The sequence below is a fragment of the Haladaptatus sp. DJG-WS-42 genome (genome assembly GCF_037198285.1).
Taxonomy (GTDB): Archaea; Halobacteriota; Halobacteria; order Halobacteriales; family Halococcaceae; genus QDMS2.
In genome coordinates, this window is sequence record NZ_CP147243.1 from 1,485,451 (window position 1) to 1,501,766 (window position 16,316).

General features: G+C 62.7%; 16 protein-coding genes. 7 read left to right on the top strand and 9 right to left on the bottom strand.

Annotated features, from left to right (window positions below; genetic code table 11):
* The first annotated feature begins 78 nt into the window (after window positions 1–78).
* Window positions 79–894: a formate/nitrite transporter family protein gene (locus V5N47_RS08190; RefSeq protein ID WP_338726766.1), complete on the top strand. Its 816-nt coding sequence runs from the start codon at window positions 79–81 to the stop codon at window positions 892–894.
* Between the two features lie 9 nt (window positions 895–903).
* Here the strand turns inward: V5N47_RS08190 and V5N47_RS08195 are convergent, their stop codons facing one another.
* The 4 genes from V5N47_RS08195 to V5N47_RS08210 form a co-directional block, all read right to left on the bottom strand.
* Window positions 904–2,190, bottom strand: coding sequence for an adenosylhomocysteinase (locus V5N47_RS08195; protein ID WP_338726767.1), 1,287 nt, complete (start codon window positions 2,188–2,190; stop codon window positions 904–906).
* A 129-nt stretch (window positions 2,191–2,319) separates the two neighbouring features.
* On the bottom strand, window positions 2,320–3,087 hold the full coding sequence (locus tag V5N47_RS08200) for a hypothetical protein (RefSeq protein WP_338726768.1): 768 nt from the start codon (window positions 3,085–3,087) through the stop codon (window positions 2,320–2,322).
* Window positions 3,088–3,302: 215 nt separating this feature from the next.
* Window positions 3,303–4,589, bottom strand: a complete 1,287-nt coding sequence (locus tag V5N47_RS08205) for an amidohydrolase (protein ID WP_338726770.1) — start codon at window positions 4,587–4,589, stop codon at window positions 3,303–3,305.
* A 39-nt stretch (window positions 4,590–4,628) separates the two neighbouring features.
* The gene (locus V5N47_RS08210) at window positions 4,629–5,714 is read right to left on the bottom strand and encodes a hypothetical protein (RefSeq protein ID WP_338726771.1); all 1,086 of its coding nucleotides are present in this window, start codon (window positions 5,712–5,714) and stop codon (window positions 4,629–4,631) included.
* A gap of 79 nt (window positions 5,715–5,793) precedes the next feature.
* Between V5N47_RS08210 and hisG the strand changes: the two genes are divergently transcribed.
* Window positions 5,794–6,642, top strand: a complete 849-nt coding sequence (hisG, locus tag V5N47_RS08215) for an ATP phosphoribosyltransferase (RefSeq protein ID WP_338726773.1) — start codon at window positions 5,794–5,796, stop codon at window positions 6,640–6,642.
* Here the strand turns inward: hisG and V5N47_RS08220 are convergent, their stop codons facing one another.
* Together V5N47_RS08220 and V5N47_RS08225 are read right to left on the bottom strand one after the other, a co-directional pair.
* Complete coding sequence (locus V5N47_RS08220; protein ID WP_338726775.1) at window positions 6,643–7,017, bottom strand: hypothetical protein; 375 nt, start codon at window positions 7,015–7,017, stop codon at window positions 6,643–6,645.
* 42 nt (window positions 7,018–7,059) lie between these two features.
* Window positions 7,060–7,620: a TATA-box-binding protein gene (locus V5N47_RS08225; RefSeq protein ID WP_338730285.1), complete on the bottom strand. Its 561-nt coding sequence runs from the start codon at window positions 7,618–7,620 to the stop codon at window positions 7,060–7,062.
* 130 nt (window positions 7,621–7,750) lie between these two features.
* Between V5N47_RS08225 and V5N47_RS08230 the strand changes: the two genes are divergently transcribed.
* Entirely contained in the window at window positions 7,751–8,755 is a 1,005-nt protein-coding gene (locus V5N47_RS08230) for a THUMP domain-containing protein (RefSeq protein WP_338726777.1), read from the top strand.
* Here V5N47_RS08230 and V5N47_RS08235 read toward each other — a convergent pair.
* Complete coding sequence (locus tag V5N47_RS08235; RefSeq protein ID WP_338726779.1) at window positions 8,722–9,870, bottom strand: D-glucuronyl C5-epimerase family protein; 1,149 nt, start codon at window positions 9,868–9,870, stop codon at window positions 8,722–8,724. The two genes, V5N47_RS08230 and V5N47_RS08235, sit on opposite strands and share 34 nt — an antisense overlap.
* A gap of 378 nt (window positions 9,871–10,248) precedes the next feature.
* On the opposite strand from V5N47_RS08235, the gene V5N47_RS08240 reads away from it, so the two are divergent.
* A complete protein-coding gene (locus V5N47_RS08240) occupies window positions 10,249–11,466 on the top strand; it encodes an MFS transporter (protein ID WP_338726781.1) in 1,218 nt (405 codons plus the stop codon).
* A 146-nt stretch (window positions 11,467–11,612) separates the two neighbouring features.
* Window positions 11,613–11,882 (top strand): hypothetical protein, encoded by a 270-nt coding sequence (locus V5N47_RS08245; protein WP_338726782.1) that lies wholly within the window; start codon window positions 11,613–11,615, stop codon window positions 11,880–11,882.
* A gap of 3 nt (window positions 11,883–11,885) precedes the next feature.
* Here the strand turns inward: V5N47_RS08245 and V5N47_RS08250 are convergent, their stop codons facing one another.
* Together V5N47_RS08250 and V5N47_RS08255 are read right to left on the bottom strand one after the other, a co-directional pair.
* Window positions 11,886–12,884 (bottom strand): AAA family ATPase, encoded by a 999-nt coding sequence (locus V5N47_RS08250; protein WP_338726784.1) that lies wholly within the window; start codon window positions 12,882–12,884, stop codon window positions 11,886–11,888.
* A 39-nt stretch (window positions 12,885–12,923) separates the two neighbouring features.
* Complete coding sequence (locus tag V5N47_RS08255; RefSeq protein ID WP_338726785.1) at window positions 12,924–14,024, bottom strand: DUF4382 domain-containing protein; 1,101 nt, start codon at window positions 14,022–14,024, stop codon at window positions 12,924–12,926.
* A 155-nt stretch (window positions 14,025–14,179) separates the two neighbouring features.
* Between V5N47_RS08255 and rnz the strand changes: the two genes are divergently transcribed.
* Both rnz and V5N47_RS08265 read left to right on the top strand, forming a co-directional pair.
* Window positions 14,180–15,100, top strand: coding sequence for a ribonuclease Z (gene rnz, locus V5N47_RS08260; protein WP_338726786.1), 921 nt, complete (start codon window positions 14,180–14,182; stop codon window positions 15,098–15,100).
* On the top strand, window positions 15,078–16,268 hold the full coding sequence (locus tag V5N47_RS08265) for an MFS transporter (RefSeq protein WP_338726787.1): 1,191 nt from the start codon (window positions 15,078–15,080) through the stop codon (window positions 16,266–16,268). Before rnz ends, V5N47_RS08265 begins: the two co-directional genes overlap by 23 nt.
* Window positions 16,269–16,316 lie beyond the last annotated feature (48 nt).

The window sequence follows — 16,316 nt, forward strand, 5'->3', positions numbered from 1 at the left end:
CCCGCCTGTTGGTGTCGTCCAATCCGAGTGGTGGCCAGACGACTTTTACTGGTAATCGGTGAACCTGCGCGTAGCACCATGAGCGGCGAACCCAGCCATGCCGAGGAACCCGCGACCACGGCACAGACTTCCTCGAAGACGATTCTCTCGCGGCAAATCGAGGAGGGGTTGAACGAACTCACGCGGCCTCGGACGGGACTGTTTCTCTCCGCGCTCTCTGCGGGTCTCGACATCGGCTTTGGCCCACTGTTGATGGCGGTCATCCTCACCATGGCGGGCGACGTGTGGAGCGAACCGCTCCTCCATCTCGCGCTCGCAAATGCCTACGCCGTGGGCTTCATCTTCGTCGTCCTCGGGCGCTCTGAGCTGTTCACCGAACACACCACCCTCGCCGTGTTGCCCGTCCTCAACCGCGACGCCACGCTCGCCCAACTCGGGCGACTGTGGGGCATCGTGTATGCTGGCAACATCATCGGCGGCATCATCTTCGCCGCCATTGCCGTTACCGCTGCGCCCTCCTACGGTATCGCAGACGCCTCCGCGTTTGCAGAGATCTCGGTGAAGCTCACCGAACACTCGACGTGGGGGCTGTTCACCGCCGCGATTCTTGCAGGCTGGCTCATGGGCCTGCTCTCGTGGCTCGTCGCCGCCGCCCAAGAGACCATCAGCCGCGTCTTTTTTGTCTGGCTGGTCACCGTCACGATTGGGATGGCGGGGCTTCCACACAGTATCGCGGGCAACGTCGAAGTGCTCGCCGGGCTGTTTTTAGTCCCCGAACTCGGTGTCTTCGACTACCTGCACTTCCTCGTGCTTGCAACTGTGGGCAACGCTATTGGCGGCGCGGTGTTCGTCTCGCTGCTGAAATACGGCCACGTCGTCCGTGGCGCAAAATAGCCTGTAAACCTACGTTCCGTGGTCCCAGCTGCCGAGATAGTCAGCCTGCGCCTCTGAGAGCGCATCGAAGTCGATGCCCTCTGCTTCGAGTTTGATTTCTGCGACGCGGCGGTCGAGTTCGTCCGGAACTTCGTGGACGCCCGCGTCGTAGGCGTCTGCGTTTGCAACGAGTTCTTCGACCACGACGGCCTGTACGCCGAAGCTTTGGTCCATCACTTCGACCGGGTGGCCGAGTGCGATTGGGCTTGCGAGGTTGACGAGACGGCCTTCAGCGAGGACGTTCAGGTCGCGGCCGTCTTCGAGTTCGTAGGCCATGACACCGTCGCGGGCCTCGTAGACGGTTTCTGCGAGGTCGTCGAGTTCCTCAAGGTTGATTTCGACGTCGAAGTGGCCCGCGTTTGCGAGCAGGACGCCGTCTTGCATGACCTCGAAGTGTTCGCGGGTGATGACGTCGCGGTTGCCGGTGGTCGTGATGAACACGTCACCGATTTCGGCGGCCTCTGCCATTGGTTTGACCTCGTAGCCCTCCATGTGGGCTTCGAGCGCGCGGCGTGGGTCGACTTCCGTGACGACGACGTGCGCGTTCTGGCCAGCAGCCTTCTTCGCGACACCCTTGCCACAGTAGCCGTAGCCCGCGACGACGACGGTTTTCCCGGCGTACGAAAGGTTCGTCGTCATGGCGATGGTGGCAAGTGAGGACTCGCCCGTGCCGTGGATGTTGTCGAACAGGCGCTTCATCGGCGTGTCGTTCACGGCGAACACGGGGTACTTGAGTTCGCCGTCGCGGTCCATCGCGCGCAGGCGGTGGACGCCCGTGGTCGTCTCCTCTGCACCGCCAACGATGGTGTCGATGAGTTCGGGGTAACTCTCGTGGATGGCGGCGACCATGTCCATCCCGTCGTCTACGGTGATGGTTGGTTCGTGGGCGATGACGGCCTCGATGGCGTCGTAGTACTCGTCGCTGTCGACGCCGCGGACGGCGTAGGAGGTGATGTTGTCGTTCGCGTCGAGCGCGGCGCTCACGTCGTTGTGCGTCGAGAGCGGGTTACAGCCGGTAATCGCAACTTCCGCGCCACCGAGGGCGAGCAGTTCGACGAGGTTCGCGGTTTTCGCCTCGACGTGCATCGCCATCCCGATGACGTGGCCGGCAAACGGCTTTTCGGCTTCGTACGTCTCGCGGAGGGCCGTGAGAATCGGCATGTGCTGGAGCGCCCAGTCCATCTTGCGGCGGCCTTCGGCGCGAGCGGCCTCGACGTCATCGAGGTGCTCGCTCACTGGCGGATAGGCTTCACTCATGGGCGAAGAATTGCACAGGCGGGTGAAAACGCTACCGAACTCGACTACCGCGCGTGAAAAAAGACGGACAGAAATCGGGGGTGTGGAAGCTCCCACGGCAGGAGCGGGGTGCCTCTGAAAATGGGTATTTCAGTCGCTTGCTTCGGTCTCTTCGCTGTCTTCGTCGTCTTCTTCTTCGTCGCTGTCGTCAGCCTGCTTGTCGGCCTTGTCTTTCGGGCCAGCGTGGTCGGGTCGCTTGTCTGCTTTGTCGCGTGCGTTGTCTGCGCGCTTGTCGCTGCGGTCGCGGTCGTCGCGGTCAGCACGGTCGGATTTGTGGTCGCGGTCGTCGGTGCTGTCTGCGCGGTCGTGTTTCGCGGCGCGGTCGTTCGCTCTGTCCTTCTGTTCGTGGACGAACTCACGGACCATCTGGCCAAACGGTTTGTCGTCGTCAAGGTCGTCGCGGTCTAACAGGTGATGGACGAACCGAGAGACGTGCTGGCCAAACGGCGCGTCATCATCGTACGTTGGCTCCCAGTCGCCAAGGACGGTTGTCAGGGACGCGTTCTCGCCGTTCGCCGTGGCGACGATTTCGACTTCGACTTCCTCATCAGGGGTTGCGAGGGTCACCGTACCGTTTTCGTCGGTCGTGTAACTGCCCGCACCGGCGTAGCTGGCATCGCCGAGCGTGGTGACGTTCACGGTCGCAGATGCGACCGGCTCCGTCCCGTTGGTCACGGTGACGGTGGCATCTTCTTGGGTTTCACTCACGTGAATGGCGAGCGGTGCGTCGTTGCCCGCCGTCGCCATTGAGTCGTTTCCGGCGGCGTCGTCTCCGGCGAACGCAGCCACCGGACCGACGGTGGCGAGCAGCATGGCCAGGACGGCGGCGACTGCGAACAGCTTTGGTTTCGTGCTCATCGATTCAGTGATATTCTGTAAAAGGGATAAATACAGATTTTTGTTCAGTTCAGTTTGGTGTGGTTCTTTCCGTTCACCCGACAAAAATGGACTGCTCAAATCGGGTCTTACGGTTCAAAAACGCCTCTGAATGTTTATCGACACTGTTGTGTTTTCGGACAAGTCAGCTCTCCTTTCACGAAAACAATCCAACATATCTGCGGGGCCGTGCTGATTCAGACGCGCTCGACAAGCTCGTGGGCAGCGTCCGCGGCGCGCTCACGAATCGGTTCCTCGTCGCCGACGAGCACCTCGCGGTCGCGCATGAGCACTTGCCCGTCACAGACGGTGTGGCGCACGTCAGAGCCGCGGACGGCGTAGGCGAGGTGGCTCACGTAGTCGTGGGCGGGCGTCAGGTGTGGCGCGTCGAAGTCCACGACGGCGAAATCAGCCTTCGCCCCTTCTTCGATGCGTCCCACGTCGAAGCCAAGCGCCTCAGCACCGCCCTGCGTCGCCATCTCCACGACGGCTTCTGCGGGGACGGCACTCGCGTCCTCTGCGGCGAGTTTACCGAGCATCGCGGCGTCGCGCATCTCGTCGAACAGGTCTAAGTCGTTGTTGGAGGCCGCGCCGTCGGTGCCGAGTGCGACGGTCACACCCGCGTCGCGGAGGGCTTGGACGGGAGCCATCCCGCTTGCAAGTTTCATGTTCGATGCCGGGCAGTGAACGACCGATGCCTCGCGGCCTGCGAGCACCGAAATCTCCGTTTCATCGAGGTGGACGCCGTGGGCGAAGAAGTCGCCTGCCTCCAGCATCCCGAGGTCGTCTGCGTACTCGAGTGGGCGCTCGCCGCGCTCTTCTACTATCGGCTCAACTTCGTTCACCGTCTCGTTCGCGTGGTAGTGCAGCGAGAGGCCCGCCTCGCGCACCTGCGGGATGAACTCGCGGTAGTACTCCTCGCCCACGGTCGTGAGGCTGTGGGGCATCACCGCGGTCTTGATGCGGCCGTCCGCCGCGCCGTCGAACGCAGTGGCCACGTCGAGAGATTCATCGATGTCTGCCCACGCAGCCTCCTCGTCTCTGCCGATGGTGACGATGCCGTGGCCGATGCGGGCGCGGACGCCCAGCTCTTCGACGGCGGCGGCGACTTCGGGCACCTCGAAGTACATGTCTCCGAACGTCGTGACACCGGCTTTTATCATCTCGACGATGCCCAACTCGGCTCCGGCGCGCACGTCTTCTGGGGTTAACTCAGCCTCTGCGGGCCAGATATCTTCTTGCAGCCACTCCCCGAGCGGTTTGTCGTCGGCGTAGCCACGCAGGAGCGTCATCGCAACGTGGCAGTGGGCGTTTACGAGCCCCGGCATGACGAGCGACCCCGACGCGTCGAGCGTTTCATCGCCGGGTTCCACGTCGCCAACGGCGAGAATGGTGCCCGTGTCTTGGTCTACGAGCACGTCTGCGGCTTCGACCGACAAGTCCGGCAAGAGGACCTTCCCGCCGGTAAGCTGGAGCGTAGTCATGGCCGGCAATTTTCCCCCGGGTGTTGAAAACGTGCCGACTCAGACTTGGTTGTATAAGCGATTGATGCGCTTGTTGAGCGACGGTTTCATCCGGACGAGCGACGTGACGAAGCCTTGCGAGAAATCGACTTCCTGTTCGTTGCCGACCCGTTCGTAGGTCTCTGCGACGAGCCCTGGGTCGGTTCGTTCGCCCGCGACGCGGTCTGCGCGGTAGACGAGGCGCGCCCCGAGCCACAGCAAGAGACAGACGACGACCAGCCCTGCAAGGACTTGTCGCCCGGTGGCCGGAATCGGCGCGAACACGACCGTCCAGACCCAACCGGCGAACAGGAGGACCGTGGCGATGCGGTACTCACGATACCAGACTGCGGTCTGTCCGGCGGCTGCGGCGAGCAGGGCGCGAGCGCCGTCGTCGTCGTAGGTGTCGAGCAGATAGTCGGTCACGAACAGCTGGCGACGACCAGGTGGCCCGCTGACGGTCGCCCCGGCCCACTTGTTCTCCTCGCCGGGAAGGACGTGTACGTCGGTCACGTCGAGGGAAACGTCCTCGCAGAGGCGGTCGAGCCGGTCTCGTTTTGCAGGGGTCAGGTCGCGGGTTTCGCTAATTAGCAGGCTCAGCCGTGGGCTGACGGCGTAGATTGCCCCAATGAACGCGACGGTCACGAGCGGGATGGCAACCCCCGAGAGGTAGATGACCGGGACGAGCGAAACGACGAGGAGGAGGTAGATACCGCCCACGTAGCGTGCCAACCGCAACAGCGCCGTGGTCGCGCTCATGTCGAGGTCGCGGGCGCGCAGCAGGTACGGGAACATCCCGCGGTACGCGGTGAGGACGGCGACGACGCCACAGAGGCCGCCAACGACCCACCCGAGGAGGTCTGCGGTCGGCGTCTCACCGACCAGTGCGAACGCGATTTCATCGAGTCCAGCCACACGGACGGTGGCGAATGTGGTGGCGGCGGCGAACGCAAGCCCGATAAGAATGCCACGGCGCAGACGGGCGGTGGGTTTTGCGCTTCGACGGAGCACCCACCACGCGTACCCGCGGAGGCAGAGAGCCCAGAAAACAACACAGGCGGCGAACGCGAGGGCAGCGCCAGAGAGTGCAGAGGCTGGAACGGACATGTCAAACGCTCTGTATTGGCCGGTGAAAAACACACCGGGAGGGAAAGACAGTTCTTCGCCGCACGCAAAGGCCCTGTCAATGCGCATCGCCGTGCCGAACAAAGGCCGACTGCACGACCCAACGATTGACCTACTCGAACGCGCAGGGCTTCATGTCGTGGACGGTGCAGACCGCAAACTCTACGCCAGCACGGTTGACCCCGACGTGACGATTCTGTTCGTCCGCGCCGCAGACATCCCCGAGTACGTCGCAGACGGCGCAGCCGACATCGGCATCACCGGCTTAGACCAGAAACACGAATCCGGGGTCACGAATTTAACCGACCTCTTAGACCTCGGCTACGGCCAGTGTCGCCTCGTCCTCGCCGCCCCCGAAGACGGCGACATCGAGGAAATTTATGATTTAGAGGGCAAAACCGTCGCCACCGAGTTCCCGAACATCGCGCGAAACTACTTCACCGAACGCGACATCGACCCCGACATCGTGGAGGTCACGGGCGCGACCGAACTCACGCCACACGTCGATATGGCCGACGCCATCATCGACATCACCTCGACGGGGACGACGCTTCGCGTGAATCGGCTCGCCATCCTCGACGAAGTGCTGAACAGCTCTGTCCGGCTGTTCGCCCGCGAGGACGTGGCGACAGACGACAAGGTGGGCCAAATCAAGACCGCGCTCAACTCCGTGCTCCACGCAGAGGGCAAGCGCTACCTGATGATGAACGTCCCGCGCGACCAGCTAGACGCCATCCGCGACGCCCTCCCCGGCCTTGGCGGGCCAACGGTCATGGACATCGCGGGCGGCGAGGCGGTGGCTGTCCACGTGGTCGTCGACGAACGCGACGTGTTCGAAACCATCACCGAGGTCAAACAGCTCGGCGCATCGGGGATTTTGGTCACCGAAATCGAACGGTTGGTCGAATAATCAGACGGGGGCGGTGCTGAGCAGCGCCAAGAGGTTTGCGAGCACGAGCGCGATAAGTACGGTCACGGTGTAGTGGATGACCGTGATGAGGCCGCCTGTTTTGAGCCTGACGCGGTAGATGAAGCGAATCGCGAGGAAGTCCGCGAGAAAGCCCATTACGAGCATCACCGCGACGGGGTACTGTTGCAGGAGTATCGTCACGAGCGCGGGTACGGGACCGACCATGAGCGCGCGGGTAACGGGTACGTCGCCGAGGACGTAGCGGGCGGCGATGTGCGCCGTGAGTGCGTAAAAAAGCGCTCCAAGGACGAACGTTCCGGCGACCGCGAGCAGGCCGCCTTCTGCGGGCGTGACCTGCAATGCGGTAGAGTCCATACTGGAAGGTGAGTGCTCGAAAAGGCTTGTGTGTGGCGAAAGTTACTCGAGCAGGCCGAGTTCTTCCAGCCGCGAGACGATTTTGTCGACGGCGTGCTCTGCGTCAACTGGCTGTTTCCCGCCGGTGATGACGAGTTTGCCGGAGCCAAAGAGAAGGGCGACGACTTTCGGTTCGTCGATGCGGTAGACGAGGCCCGGGAACTGCTCTGGTTCGTACTCGATGTTCTCAAGGCCGAGGCCGATGGCGATTGCGTTCAGGTTGAGATTACGCCCGAGGTCTGCGCTCGTGACGATGTTCTGGACGACGATTTCCGGGTCTTCGTCAACGTCGATGTTGAGATCGCGGAGTTTGTCGAACACGATGTTCAGGCTCTCGTGGACGTCGTCGGTGCTCTTCGCACCGGTACAGACGATTTTGCCGGAGCGGAAGATGAGTGCGGCAGATTTCGGGTTCTGCGTACGGTAAACGAGACCGGGGAACTGCTCAGGGTCGTAGTCCGCCCCCTCAAGGTCCATTGCGACGGACTGAAGGTCGAGTTCCTGACCGATTCCTGTGGAGGCAACCACGTTCTCAATATTAATTGTCTCCTTAGGGTCAGTAATAGTCTCCTTGGGGTCAGTCATGTTTCGTTTAAAAACTTGTATTTAAGGTTTATAAATGTTGGTGCCTGTTGTTGACAGGTTGGCGTATTTAACCGATACGCTCATTGTTTGCGGTTCCAGAGTGCGCATCGTGTACGTCCTGGAACTCGGCGGTGAAGACCACGCCTTCGCCGCCTGCGAGGCCGAGAGCGCCGCCACGAGCGTCTCCGTCATGGCCACGGGCCTCGCTCGCTGTGGCAGCATCGACCCCGAAGCCATCTCGCGGCTCGCCTACACCCACCGCGCGAACGAACTCGTTGGCCACACCGACGCCTCAGTAGAAAGCGCTCGAACCCTCTTAGACGCCGCGACGTTCGACCGCGACGGGAGCGTCGCCGTCCGTGCCCGCAACATCCAGCGCACCGCGAACGTCTCGACGCAGCAGGCAGAGCGCGAACTGGGTGCAGTCCTCGTAGAGCGGGGCTTCAGCGTCGATTTAGATACTCCCGACCACACGCTTCGCGCGCTGTTCGCAGACGACGTGTGCGCCCTCGGCTGGGAGGCCGCCGCGAGCGTCCGCGACTTTGGCGACCGCAACCCGACCAACCGTCCCTTCTTCCAGCCCGGGTCGATGGCACCGTTGCTCGCCCGCGCGCTCGTTAACATTGCGGGAGGTGGCCCCGGGCGAACCATCGTCGACCCGATGTGTGGAACCGGCGGCGTCCTCCTCGAAGCCGGACTTACCGGGTCGCGCGCCATCGGCAACGACGCCCAGTGGAAGATGGTTCGCGGGACACAGGAAAACCTCTCGGCACTCCTCCCCGACGACGCCGACTTCGGCGTGATTCGCGGGGACGCAACCGCGCTCGCGCTCCGTGACGGCGTTGCAGACGGCGTGGTGTTCGACGCACCGTACGGTCGCCAGTCGAAAATCGCCAACCTCGACCTCGAAACGCTCGTCGAAGGCGCGCTCCGCGAAGCCCGTCGCGTTGGGGGAAAATGCGTTCTCGTCGCAGACCGGTCGTGGGAACACGCCGCCCGCGCCGCCGGCTGGGAGGTCACGAACGCCTTCGAGCGCTACGTCCACGGGACGCTCACGCGTCACATTCTCGTCCTCTCTCCTCAGGACATGTCGCCGGGGTCGTCCGACTCGTAGAGCTCTCGTACCTCTCTGAAGTAATCGTTGCCCGTTATCTGATACAGCTTATCGAGCTGAATGAGGTGGACGCCGTGGTAGTAGTCGTTGCCCCGATACGGGTCAGGATACCGCTCTGTCTGGCCGAGTTGCCAGCGCCGATGACCGTCTAAGCCGTAGTAGCTCACTTTGCCGGGCACGCGCCAGTCTTCTGCGTACTGCTGAATGGTCGTGACGGCGGCGTCGAGCAGGCGTTTCGACTCCTCGGATTTCGTGTGCAGCCAGTAGTCGTACAGCCCCCAGATGCCGATGCAGTAGCCGTTCAGGACGTGGGTTGGTGGCTCGAACGGGTACTCTTCGACCCAGTAGTAGCCGTCCGGGTCTACCATCGTCGTCCACGGGCCGTCGGCAGTGCGTTTGACGGACTTGAACGTCTGAAAAACGCGTTCTGCGAGTCCCTTGTACTTCTCCTCGCCGGTGAGTTCGTGGAAGTAGGTGTACGCAGAGAGGCCCACCCCTTGGCACATCCCGGAGTACCACGGGGCTTTCAGGTCGGCGCTTGACCCAGCTTTGTCGAGGCGATAGGAGAAGTACAGGCCGTTGTTCTCGCCAACGGCGGCGTCATCCACGAGCGCTTGTGACATCTCTTGTGCTTTTTCGAGATACCCCTCGTCGCCTTGGGTTCGATAGCAGTGGAGACAGCGCAGGAGCCACCGCGTCGTCCGCAGTGGGAAGTGGCCGGTTTCGCCGTCCACCGTGGCCGGAATCAGGTTCGGCACGCTGTCGAGGGCGTCCACCGAGGTCCGACATTCGGGGGCAGACTCACGGAACGCACCGAAAAACTGCGGGCGTTTTTCGTATGGTAGCTCCGTGTAGCTGTACTCGGTTCGTTGGATGGGAACCTCGGCCACCAGCGCTTCTTGGGCCGGTTCTGGCGACTCAGTCGTCGCTTGTGTCTCCACCGTCGCTGATTCTGTGGTCGTCGTCTCGGTGGTCGTGGTTCTCGTCGTGGTCGGCGTAGCGTCGTCGTTTTTCGGCGGAAGCTGCGAACACCCAGCAAGCCCGAGCGCGCCAGCGAGTGCGAGCAACCGTCGCCGGGAGCTTGTGGGGCGGTCACAAGGTGGTCGCTTACCCATCGTCCCTGTTCACCGTCCCCGTTTCCAATGCTGTCAACAGTACTGAAGTATCTCGACCCCCCACCAGGGAACCGAGAACCTGGAGGGAGGTTCGTCGGTGGTGCTGTCGCATTCACCCCACTGTGACAGTCAGTTGCTGTAAATGTTTTCTGGTCAACATTTACGTCGGCTTTTCTGAGAGGTCAATCTACTAATGCAGAAGAAACCACTGTACTGAGAGCGATTTTATCTCGTATTCAACCCGAACTGGAATGTGCGTGTACGTCCCAACCGTCTCCGGTCGCCAGTCCACTCTCCTCGTTTTGAGCGCCTCATTTCGTGTCTCACAGCCACCCAGCCGAGCAACGTTTTAGCCTGTGTCTGTCATCTCTTTGAATAATGTCTGACGCCGCGTTTGCCGGCCGGTGGCGTGCCCTCCTTCTCATCGCAGTCGCAGAGCTACTCATCATGTCGCTCTGGTTTTCCGCGACGGCGGCCGCCCCCGAACTCGCCGCAGACTGGGGGCTAACCCCGAGCGAGACGGCGTGGCTCACCACGTCCGTCCAACTTGGCTTCGTCGCCGGGGCGCTGCTCTCTGCAATTTTCACCCTCTCTGACGTGATTCCGCCAAAATACCTCATCGCCGGGTCGGCACTCGTCGGCGCGGGCGCAACCGCCGCCATCGCCGCCGCTGTTTCCTCGCTCCTCCCTGCCGTCGCGCTCCGCTTTCTCACCGGGATGGTGCTTGCAGGCGTCTATCCGCCCGGCATGAAGCTGCTCGCGGGCTGGTTTCGCGCGGGCCGCGGCATGGCCGTGGGCGTCCTCGTCGGCGCAATCACTGTCGGCTCTGCGCTGCCCCACCTCATCCGCGTCATCGGCGGCGTTGGCAACCCGCGCGCGGTGCTGTTCGGCGCGGCGGGCGTCGCCCTCGTCGGCGCGGCCATAGCACTGTTCGTGACCGAAGGCCCCTACCAGTCGCCCGCCGCCCCGTTCGACCCGCGGGCGACGGTGCGCATCCTCCGCGACCGCCCGACGCTGCTCGCAAACGGCGGCTACTTCGGCCACATGTGGGAACTCTACGCGGTGTGGACGTGGATTCCCGTCTTCCTCGTCGCCAGCCTCGCCGCGGGCACGCCCGGCACCCAACAAACCGCCGGCCTGCTCGCCTTCGCCACCATCGCCGTCGGCGGCTTTGGCGCGCTGTTCGCCGGCCTCGCCGCAGACCGAATTGGCAGAACCACCATCACGAGCGCTAGCATGGCCGTGAGCGGCCTTGCGTGTCTCGCCGCAGGCTTCGTGTTCGGCGCACCGCTCTGGATTCTCACGCCCTTTGTCTTGCTCTGGGGATTTGCGGTCATCGCAGACTCGGCCCAGTTCTCGGTGGCCATCACCGAACTTGCGGAAGGAAGCTACGTCGGTACGGCGCTCACCCTCCAGACCGCAATCGGCTTCCTGCTCACGATTGTCTCGATTCAACTCATCCCGATTCTCGTAGACTTCGTCGGCTGGCAGTGGGCGTTTGCCCCGCTCGCAATCGGCCCCGCGCTCGGCACGCTCTCGATGCTCAGACTGCGGATGCGACCGGAATCGACGCGGCTTGCGGGTGGACGAAAATAAGGTCGTAATGATTCCTCTCCGTTTCCCACCGGGCATGTTATAAGAGCCGCGCACTTCCTTTCAGATAATTTGACATCATGGGGCTCTTTGGAATTTTGCTCACAAGCGGACTTCTTGTCGGTCTCATCGGTTCGAGCATCGTGTATATGGACTGCACTCGCCGAGCAGTCTCACTGAACGGTCGGCTTCTCCGAGCAGGCTCGGTTGGCGCTCTCAGTGTCACCGGGTTCCTTGTCCCGTACGTCTTTTCGACGCAACTGCAGTACCTATACTTCCAGATTCTCAAACCGCGCCCAATCGCCGTGTCTCCGTACGAATGGGTCGCGGTAAACCTCACAACTGGCTTGCTACTCGCCGTGCTGTTCGTGTTTTTCTACGTTGCGGGAAGTCGCTCGCAGAAGCTACCGACGTTCTAATCGTTACCGACCCAACTCAGCGAGCAGGTGCGAGATGTGAATCCGGTCGCTCGTCCCCTCCGCCAAATCCATATCAATCTCGCCCGCAATCTCGTGGAGATGTGCGAGATTCTCGCCGCTGTAGCGCGAGCGCGCCACCGAGAGAATATCTTGTAACACCTCGCCGCCGCTGTAGCCCTCGTCGACGAGCAGGTCGTCCAGAATCTTGCGCGCGTCGGTGAACTGGCGTTTCTCGGCTTTGGCGACCATCGTTTCAACCTCCTCCTTGTTCCCAATCTCGCCGAGGGTTTCGTAGGCCGTCTGCATCGTGATTTCGCCCGCGTCTTCGTAGGTGGCCTGTGCGCCCAAAATCGCCTTCCGTAAATCGCCGCCGCCGTAGCCCGCGAGGTACTGGATGCCGTCGTCATCGTGGTCTACTTCCTCTGCTTCGACGATTTTCCGGAGCACTTCGGCCGACTCTTTGGCGGTCGGTGCGCGCACGGGAACCGGGAAACAGCGCGATTTGATGGGAGGAATCAGCTTCGTCGGCTGGCGCGTCGTGATGACGAACTGCGTCGTCGCGTGGTGGCGCTCCATCACCCGGCGCAGTGCCTGCTGGAAGTCCTCCCGGATGGCTTCTGCGTTGTCGAGGAGGATGGTTTTGTAGTTCCCCGACACCGGCGCGTAACTCGCCGATTCCTTGAGGACGTGGTTTATCATGTCGCGCTTCGGGAGGTCGCTTTTCCCGGTCAGAAAGTGTTCGAAGCGCGGGTCGTTCGTGATCTCTTTTTTGGTTCGGTTGAAGAAGTCGGCAACGTTGATTTCGACCAAATCGTTGTCGTCGTCTTCGTGTGCGGCCGCTGCGAGCGCGCGCACGGCAGCGGTTTTTCCGCTCCCCTGTGGCCCGTGGAGCACGAGGTTGAGCGGTTCGTCTACCGCCCGCGTGAGGTAGTCGCGGACCTCCGGCTGGGGAAGGTCTGAAAGCGCTGGTGCGTGCGTATCGGTCCACAGCGGCCCGTCCATTAGTGCAAAAGAGGAACGGCGGGGGTAAGAATCGGTCGGTTATGCGGCCGTTTCCGTGGCGTCAGCCGAGGCGGTCGCCGCGGCTGTAATCGACACTTCAACTTCGCCTTCTGCCTCACCGGAGACGGCCTTCACGTCTACGTCGCCTTCGGCGGGTGCGCTGAAGGTGAGCGTCCCATCCTCACCCGTGGCTCCGACGGCTTCACCGTTCACGGTCACGTTCGCGTCCGCGACGGGTTCGCCCGCCTGCGTGACTTTCACGGTCGCGTTCTCGCTTGCGGTGACCTCGCCGACGAACTCGATGGAGAGGGCTTCTTCGTCGTCAGATTCGGCTTCGCTCTCGTCGCTTTCGTTCGCGTCGATGTCGGTGTACGGGATGTTCGCGCCGGATTCGCTCACGACCGGCTTGATGATGTACTTCCCGCTGTTGCCCGCAGAGTGGACGGTGATGTCGTAGACGAAGTCGGTCTCTGTCTCCGCGTCAACCGTGAACTCGGATTTGATTTTGAGCGTGTTGCTCGGAAGTTTCACGTTCACCTGTTCGCCGTCTGTGAGCGTTCCGTTCACACCAGAGATGTGGAGGCGAACCTCGGTGTACGTGCCCGCTTCGAGGTCGAACTCGGAGAGCTTCTGGGCGTTTTCGTCCTGTAACTGTGTCAGGTCGAACGTTTTCGCGTCAACGTCGTAGGTCTCCCAGCCGTCGTCACTCTCGCCTTCACCCGCAGTCTCTGCTTCCGTCATCGTCGCCGTCTCCTCGGTTTCCGTCTCGGACTCCTCTTGAAGCGCGGCTTCCTCTGCGGTGGTCTCCGTCGCCGTCGTCTCGGCGGTCGTTTGAGTTGTTGTCTCGGTTTCGCTCGCGGTCGTCTCTGTCTCAGCCGTCGTCGTGGCAGTAGTCGTCGTTTCGGTCTCCTCGTCGCCACCGGCTTTGCGGAACGACACCGCATCGACCGTGACGTTCAGGTGTTCGAAATCGTTGATGGCGTTCTCTTGGTCAGAAATGTAGAAGTTTACCGTCCCCATCGTCGCGGCGTCGCCGCCGCTCGCCGTCGTCGTCTCGTCTGTCGGTCCCATTCCGCCGGTACACCCTGCAAGGACGAGCAGGGCGGCCATGAGCAGCGAACCAATCAGTTTCTGTGACATACACTTCTTTCGTGGTATTCCGAATGGATAAGAACCATCTTTCGTTTTCGATCGTTTCACACGGTTCACGTCGGTCGGTTTTACCGATGAACGATTCGGCAGGTCGCAGGCTGTTTCCGAAGCGCGTTTAATCCTCCATCGCCCAAATCCGGGCAATGCGCGTGACGTTTCTCGGAACGAGCGGGGCGGTGCCGACCACCGAGCGCAATCCCAGTGCGCTGATGGTCAACCGCGAAGGCGAGCGACTGCTGTTCGATGCCGCCGAAGGCACCCAGCGACAGATGATGCGCTTTGGCACCGGGTTTGCCGTTTCCCACCTGTTCGTCACGCACCTCCACGGCGACCACGTCCTCGGGATTCCCGGCCTCGTCCAGACGTGGGACTTCAACGGGCGCGACGACCCGCTGATGATTCACACGCCGACGGGCACCCGCCGCGAAATCCGGAATCTCGTCGAAGCGACGGGCGCACGCCCTTCGTATCCCGTCCACATCAACGAAGTCGAACCCGACGAGGTCGCCTACGCGGGCGATGACTACGAGGTGCGCACCTTCGAGACCGACCACCGAACCACCTCGGTCGGCTACGCGCTGGTCGAAGAAGACCGCAAAGGCCGGTTCAACCGCCAAAAGGCAGAAGAACTCGGCGTCCCAGTCGGCCCTCTGTTCCAAGATCTCCACGCGGGCAATCCCGTCGAACTCGAAGACGGCACCGTCATCGAACCCGAACAGGTCGTGGGAAAGCCACGCCCCGGTCGTCGTCTTGTCTACACTGGCGACACCCGACCCACCCCAGAAGTCATCGAGGCGGCGACGGGCGCAGACCTGCTCATCCACGACGCGACGTTCGACGACGAACGCGCAGACCGCGCCCGCGAGACGGGGCACTCGACGGGGGCAGAGGCGGGCGACGTGGCGAAAAAAGCGGGTGTCAAACGCCTTGCGCTGACGCACATCTCCTCGCGCTACGCCGGGAACGCGGGGCTCATTCACAAGGACGCTGTTGCCGCGTTCGACGGTGACGTGTTTGTCCCTCACGACGGCCAAACCGTCGATGTCCCGTACCCGGATGACTGACACCCGACGCACCGTCGCCGTCATTCTCGCGTGGCAGGTTGCGGCGAGCGTTTGTTACTACAGCGTGTTCGCCGCGACGGGCCTCATCCAAGCGGGATTCGAACTCTCGAAATTTTCACTCGGCCTCGTCGTTTCGACGCTCACCCTCGGGTACACCATCTTCCTGTTCCCGATGGGCGCGGCCGTCGATGGCCTCGGAGAAAAGCGGGTCATGACCGCGGGCCTCATCGCGCTTTCCCTCGGCGTCCTCGGCGTCACGCTTGCCTCCTCCTTTGCCTTCCTGCTGGGTGCGGTGTTCGCCCTCGGGGCGGCCTACGCCACGGCGATGCCCTCGACCAACCGCGCCATCGTCGAGAAAGTGCCCAACTCACAGCGCAACCTCGCCCTCGGCATCAAACAGGTCGGCGTCTCCGCCGGGGCGGGCGCGAGCGCGCTCGTCGTCACCGGCCTCGCCGCCCGCGCTGGCGTGCCGTGGGACGCAGGCTTCTACGTCGCCGCAGGCCTCGCGTTTCTCGTCACCGCCGCCTTCTCACAGGGCTACCGCGGCGGGAGTGACGGAACGGGCGCACTCGCCATCCCGGACGTCCGCGGCCTCGCGGACAACCGCGCCTACGTCCTGCTTATCGCGGGCGGGGTGTTCCTCGCCGCGACACTGTTCACGATGACGGGCTATCTCGTGCCCTACCTCACCGAATCCATCTCGATTTCGGTGGGGGTTGCCGGACTGACGCTCGCGCTCGTCCAAGTGATGGGGTCCACTGGCCGCATCGCCTTTGGCGGCCTTGCAGACCGTCTGCCGGGCGAATCGGTGCGCGGTAGCGCGCTCATCATGGTCGTCCTCGCGCTCTGTTCTGCGGGGCTGTTTTTCCTCCTCCCGCTGGCCGACGCCCGTCTCTCCGCGATTGCGGTGTTCGCGCTGCTCGGCCTCTCAGTCCTCGGCTTTACGGGATTGTACCACGCCTCGGTGACGATGCTCGTCGCTCCCGACGAAGTGGGTGCGGCCACCGCTGGCGCGCAGACCGCGCTCAACTCCGGCGCACTCGTCATCCCGCCCCTCTTTGGCTACGTCGCGGACGTGAGCGGCTATGCTGCGGGGTGGCGCGTGCTCGTGGTGTTTGCGCTGGTCGCCGCGCTGTTTTTCGGCGGCGTTGTCAGGCAAACCGCCTGAGTCGAAGGCCGCCATGAGTTTAAGTCACATGCGGCCCTACCCGGGCGT

Coding starts and splice junctions, on each gene's coding strand:
- V5N47_RS08190 (WP_338726766.1), top strand. CDS start 79: ATGAGCGGCGAACCCAGCCATGCCGAGGAACCCGCGACCACGGCACAG.
- V5N47_RS08195 (WP_338726767.1), bottom strand. CDS start 2,190: ATGAGTGAAGCCTATCCGCCAGTGAGCGAGCACCTCGATGACGTCGAG.
- V5N47_RS08200 (WP_338726768.1), bottom strand. CDS start 3,087: ATGAGCACGAAACCAAAGCTGTTCGCAGTCGCCGCCGTCCTGGCCATG.
- V5N47_RS08205 (WP_338726770.1), bottom strand. CDS start 4,589: ATGACTACGCTCCAGCTTACCGGCGGGAAGGTCCTCTTGCCGGACTTG.
- V5N47_RS08210 (WP_338726771.1), bottom strand. CDS start 5,714: ATGTCCGTTCCAGCCTCTGCACTCTCTGGCGCTGCCCTCGCGTTCGCC.
- hisG (WP_338726773.1), top strand. CDS start 5,794: ATGCGCATCGCCGTGCCGAACAAAGGCCGACTGCACGACCCAACGATT.
- V5N47_RS08220 (WP_338726775.1), bottom strand. CDS start 7,017: ATGGACTCTACCGCATTGCAGGTCACGCCCGCAGAAGGCGGCCTGCTC.
- V5N47_RS08235 (WP_338726779.1), bottom strand. CDS start 9,870: ATGGGTAAGCGACCACCTTGTGACCGCCCCACAAGCTCCCGGCGACGG.
- V5N47_RS08240 (WP_338726781.1), top strand. CDS start 10,249: ATGTCTGACGCCGCGTTTGCCGGCCGGTGGCGTGCCCTCCTTCTCATC.
- V5N47_RS08245 (WP_338726782.1), top strand. CDS start 11,613: ATGGACTGCACTCGCCGAGCAGTCTCACTGAACGGTCGGCTTCTCCGA.
- V5N47_RS08250 (WP_338726784.1), bottom strand. CDS start 12,884: ATGGACGGGCCGCTGTGGACCGATACGCACGCACCAGCGCTTTCAGAC.
- V5N47_RS08255 (WP_338726785.1), bottom strand. CDS start 14,024: ATGTCACAGAAACTGATTGGTTCGCTGCTCATGGCCGCCCTGCTCGTC.
- rnz (WP_338726786.1), top strand. CDS start 14,180: ATGCGCGTGACGTTTCTCGGAACGAGCGGGGCGGTGCCGACCACCGAG.
- V5N47_RS08265 (WP_338726787.1), top strand. CDS start 15,078: ATGTCCCGTACCCGGATGACTGACACCCGACGCACCGTCGCCGTCATT.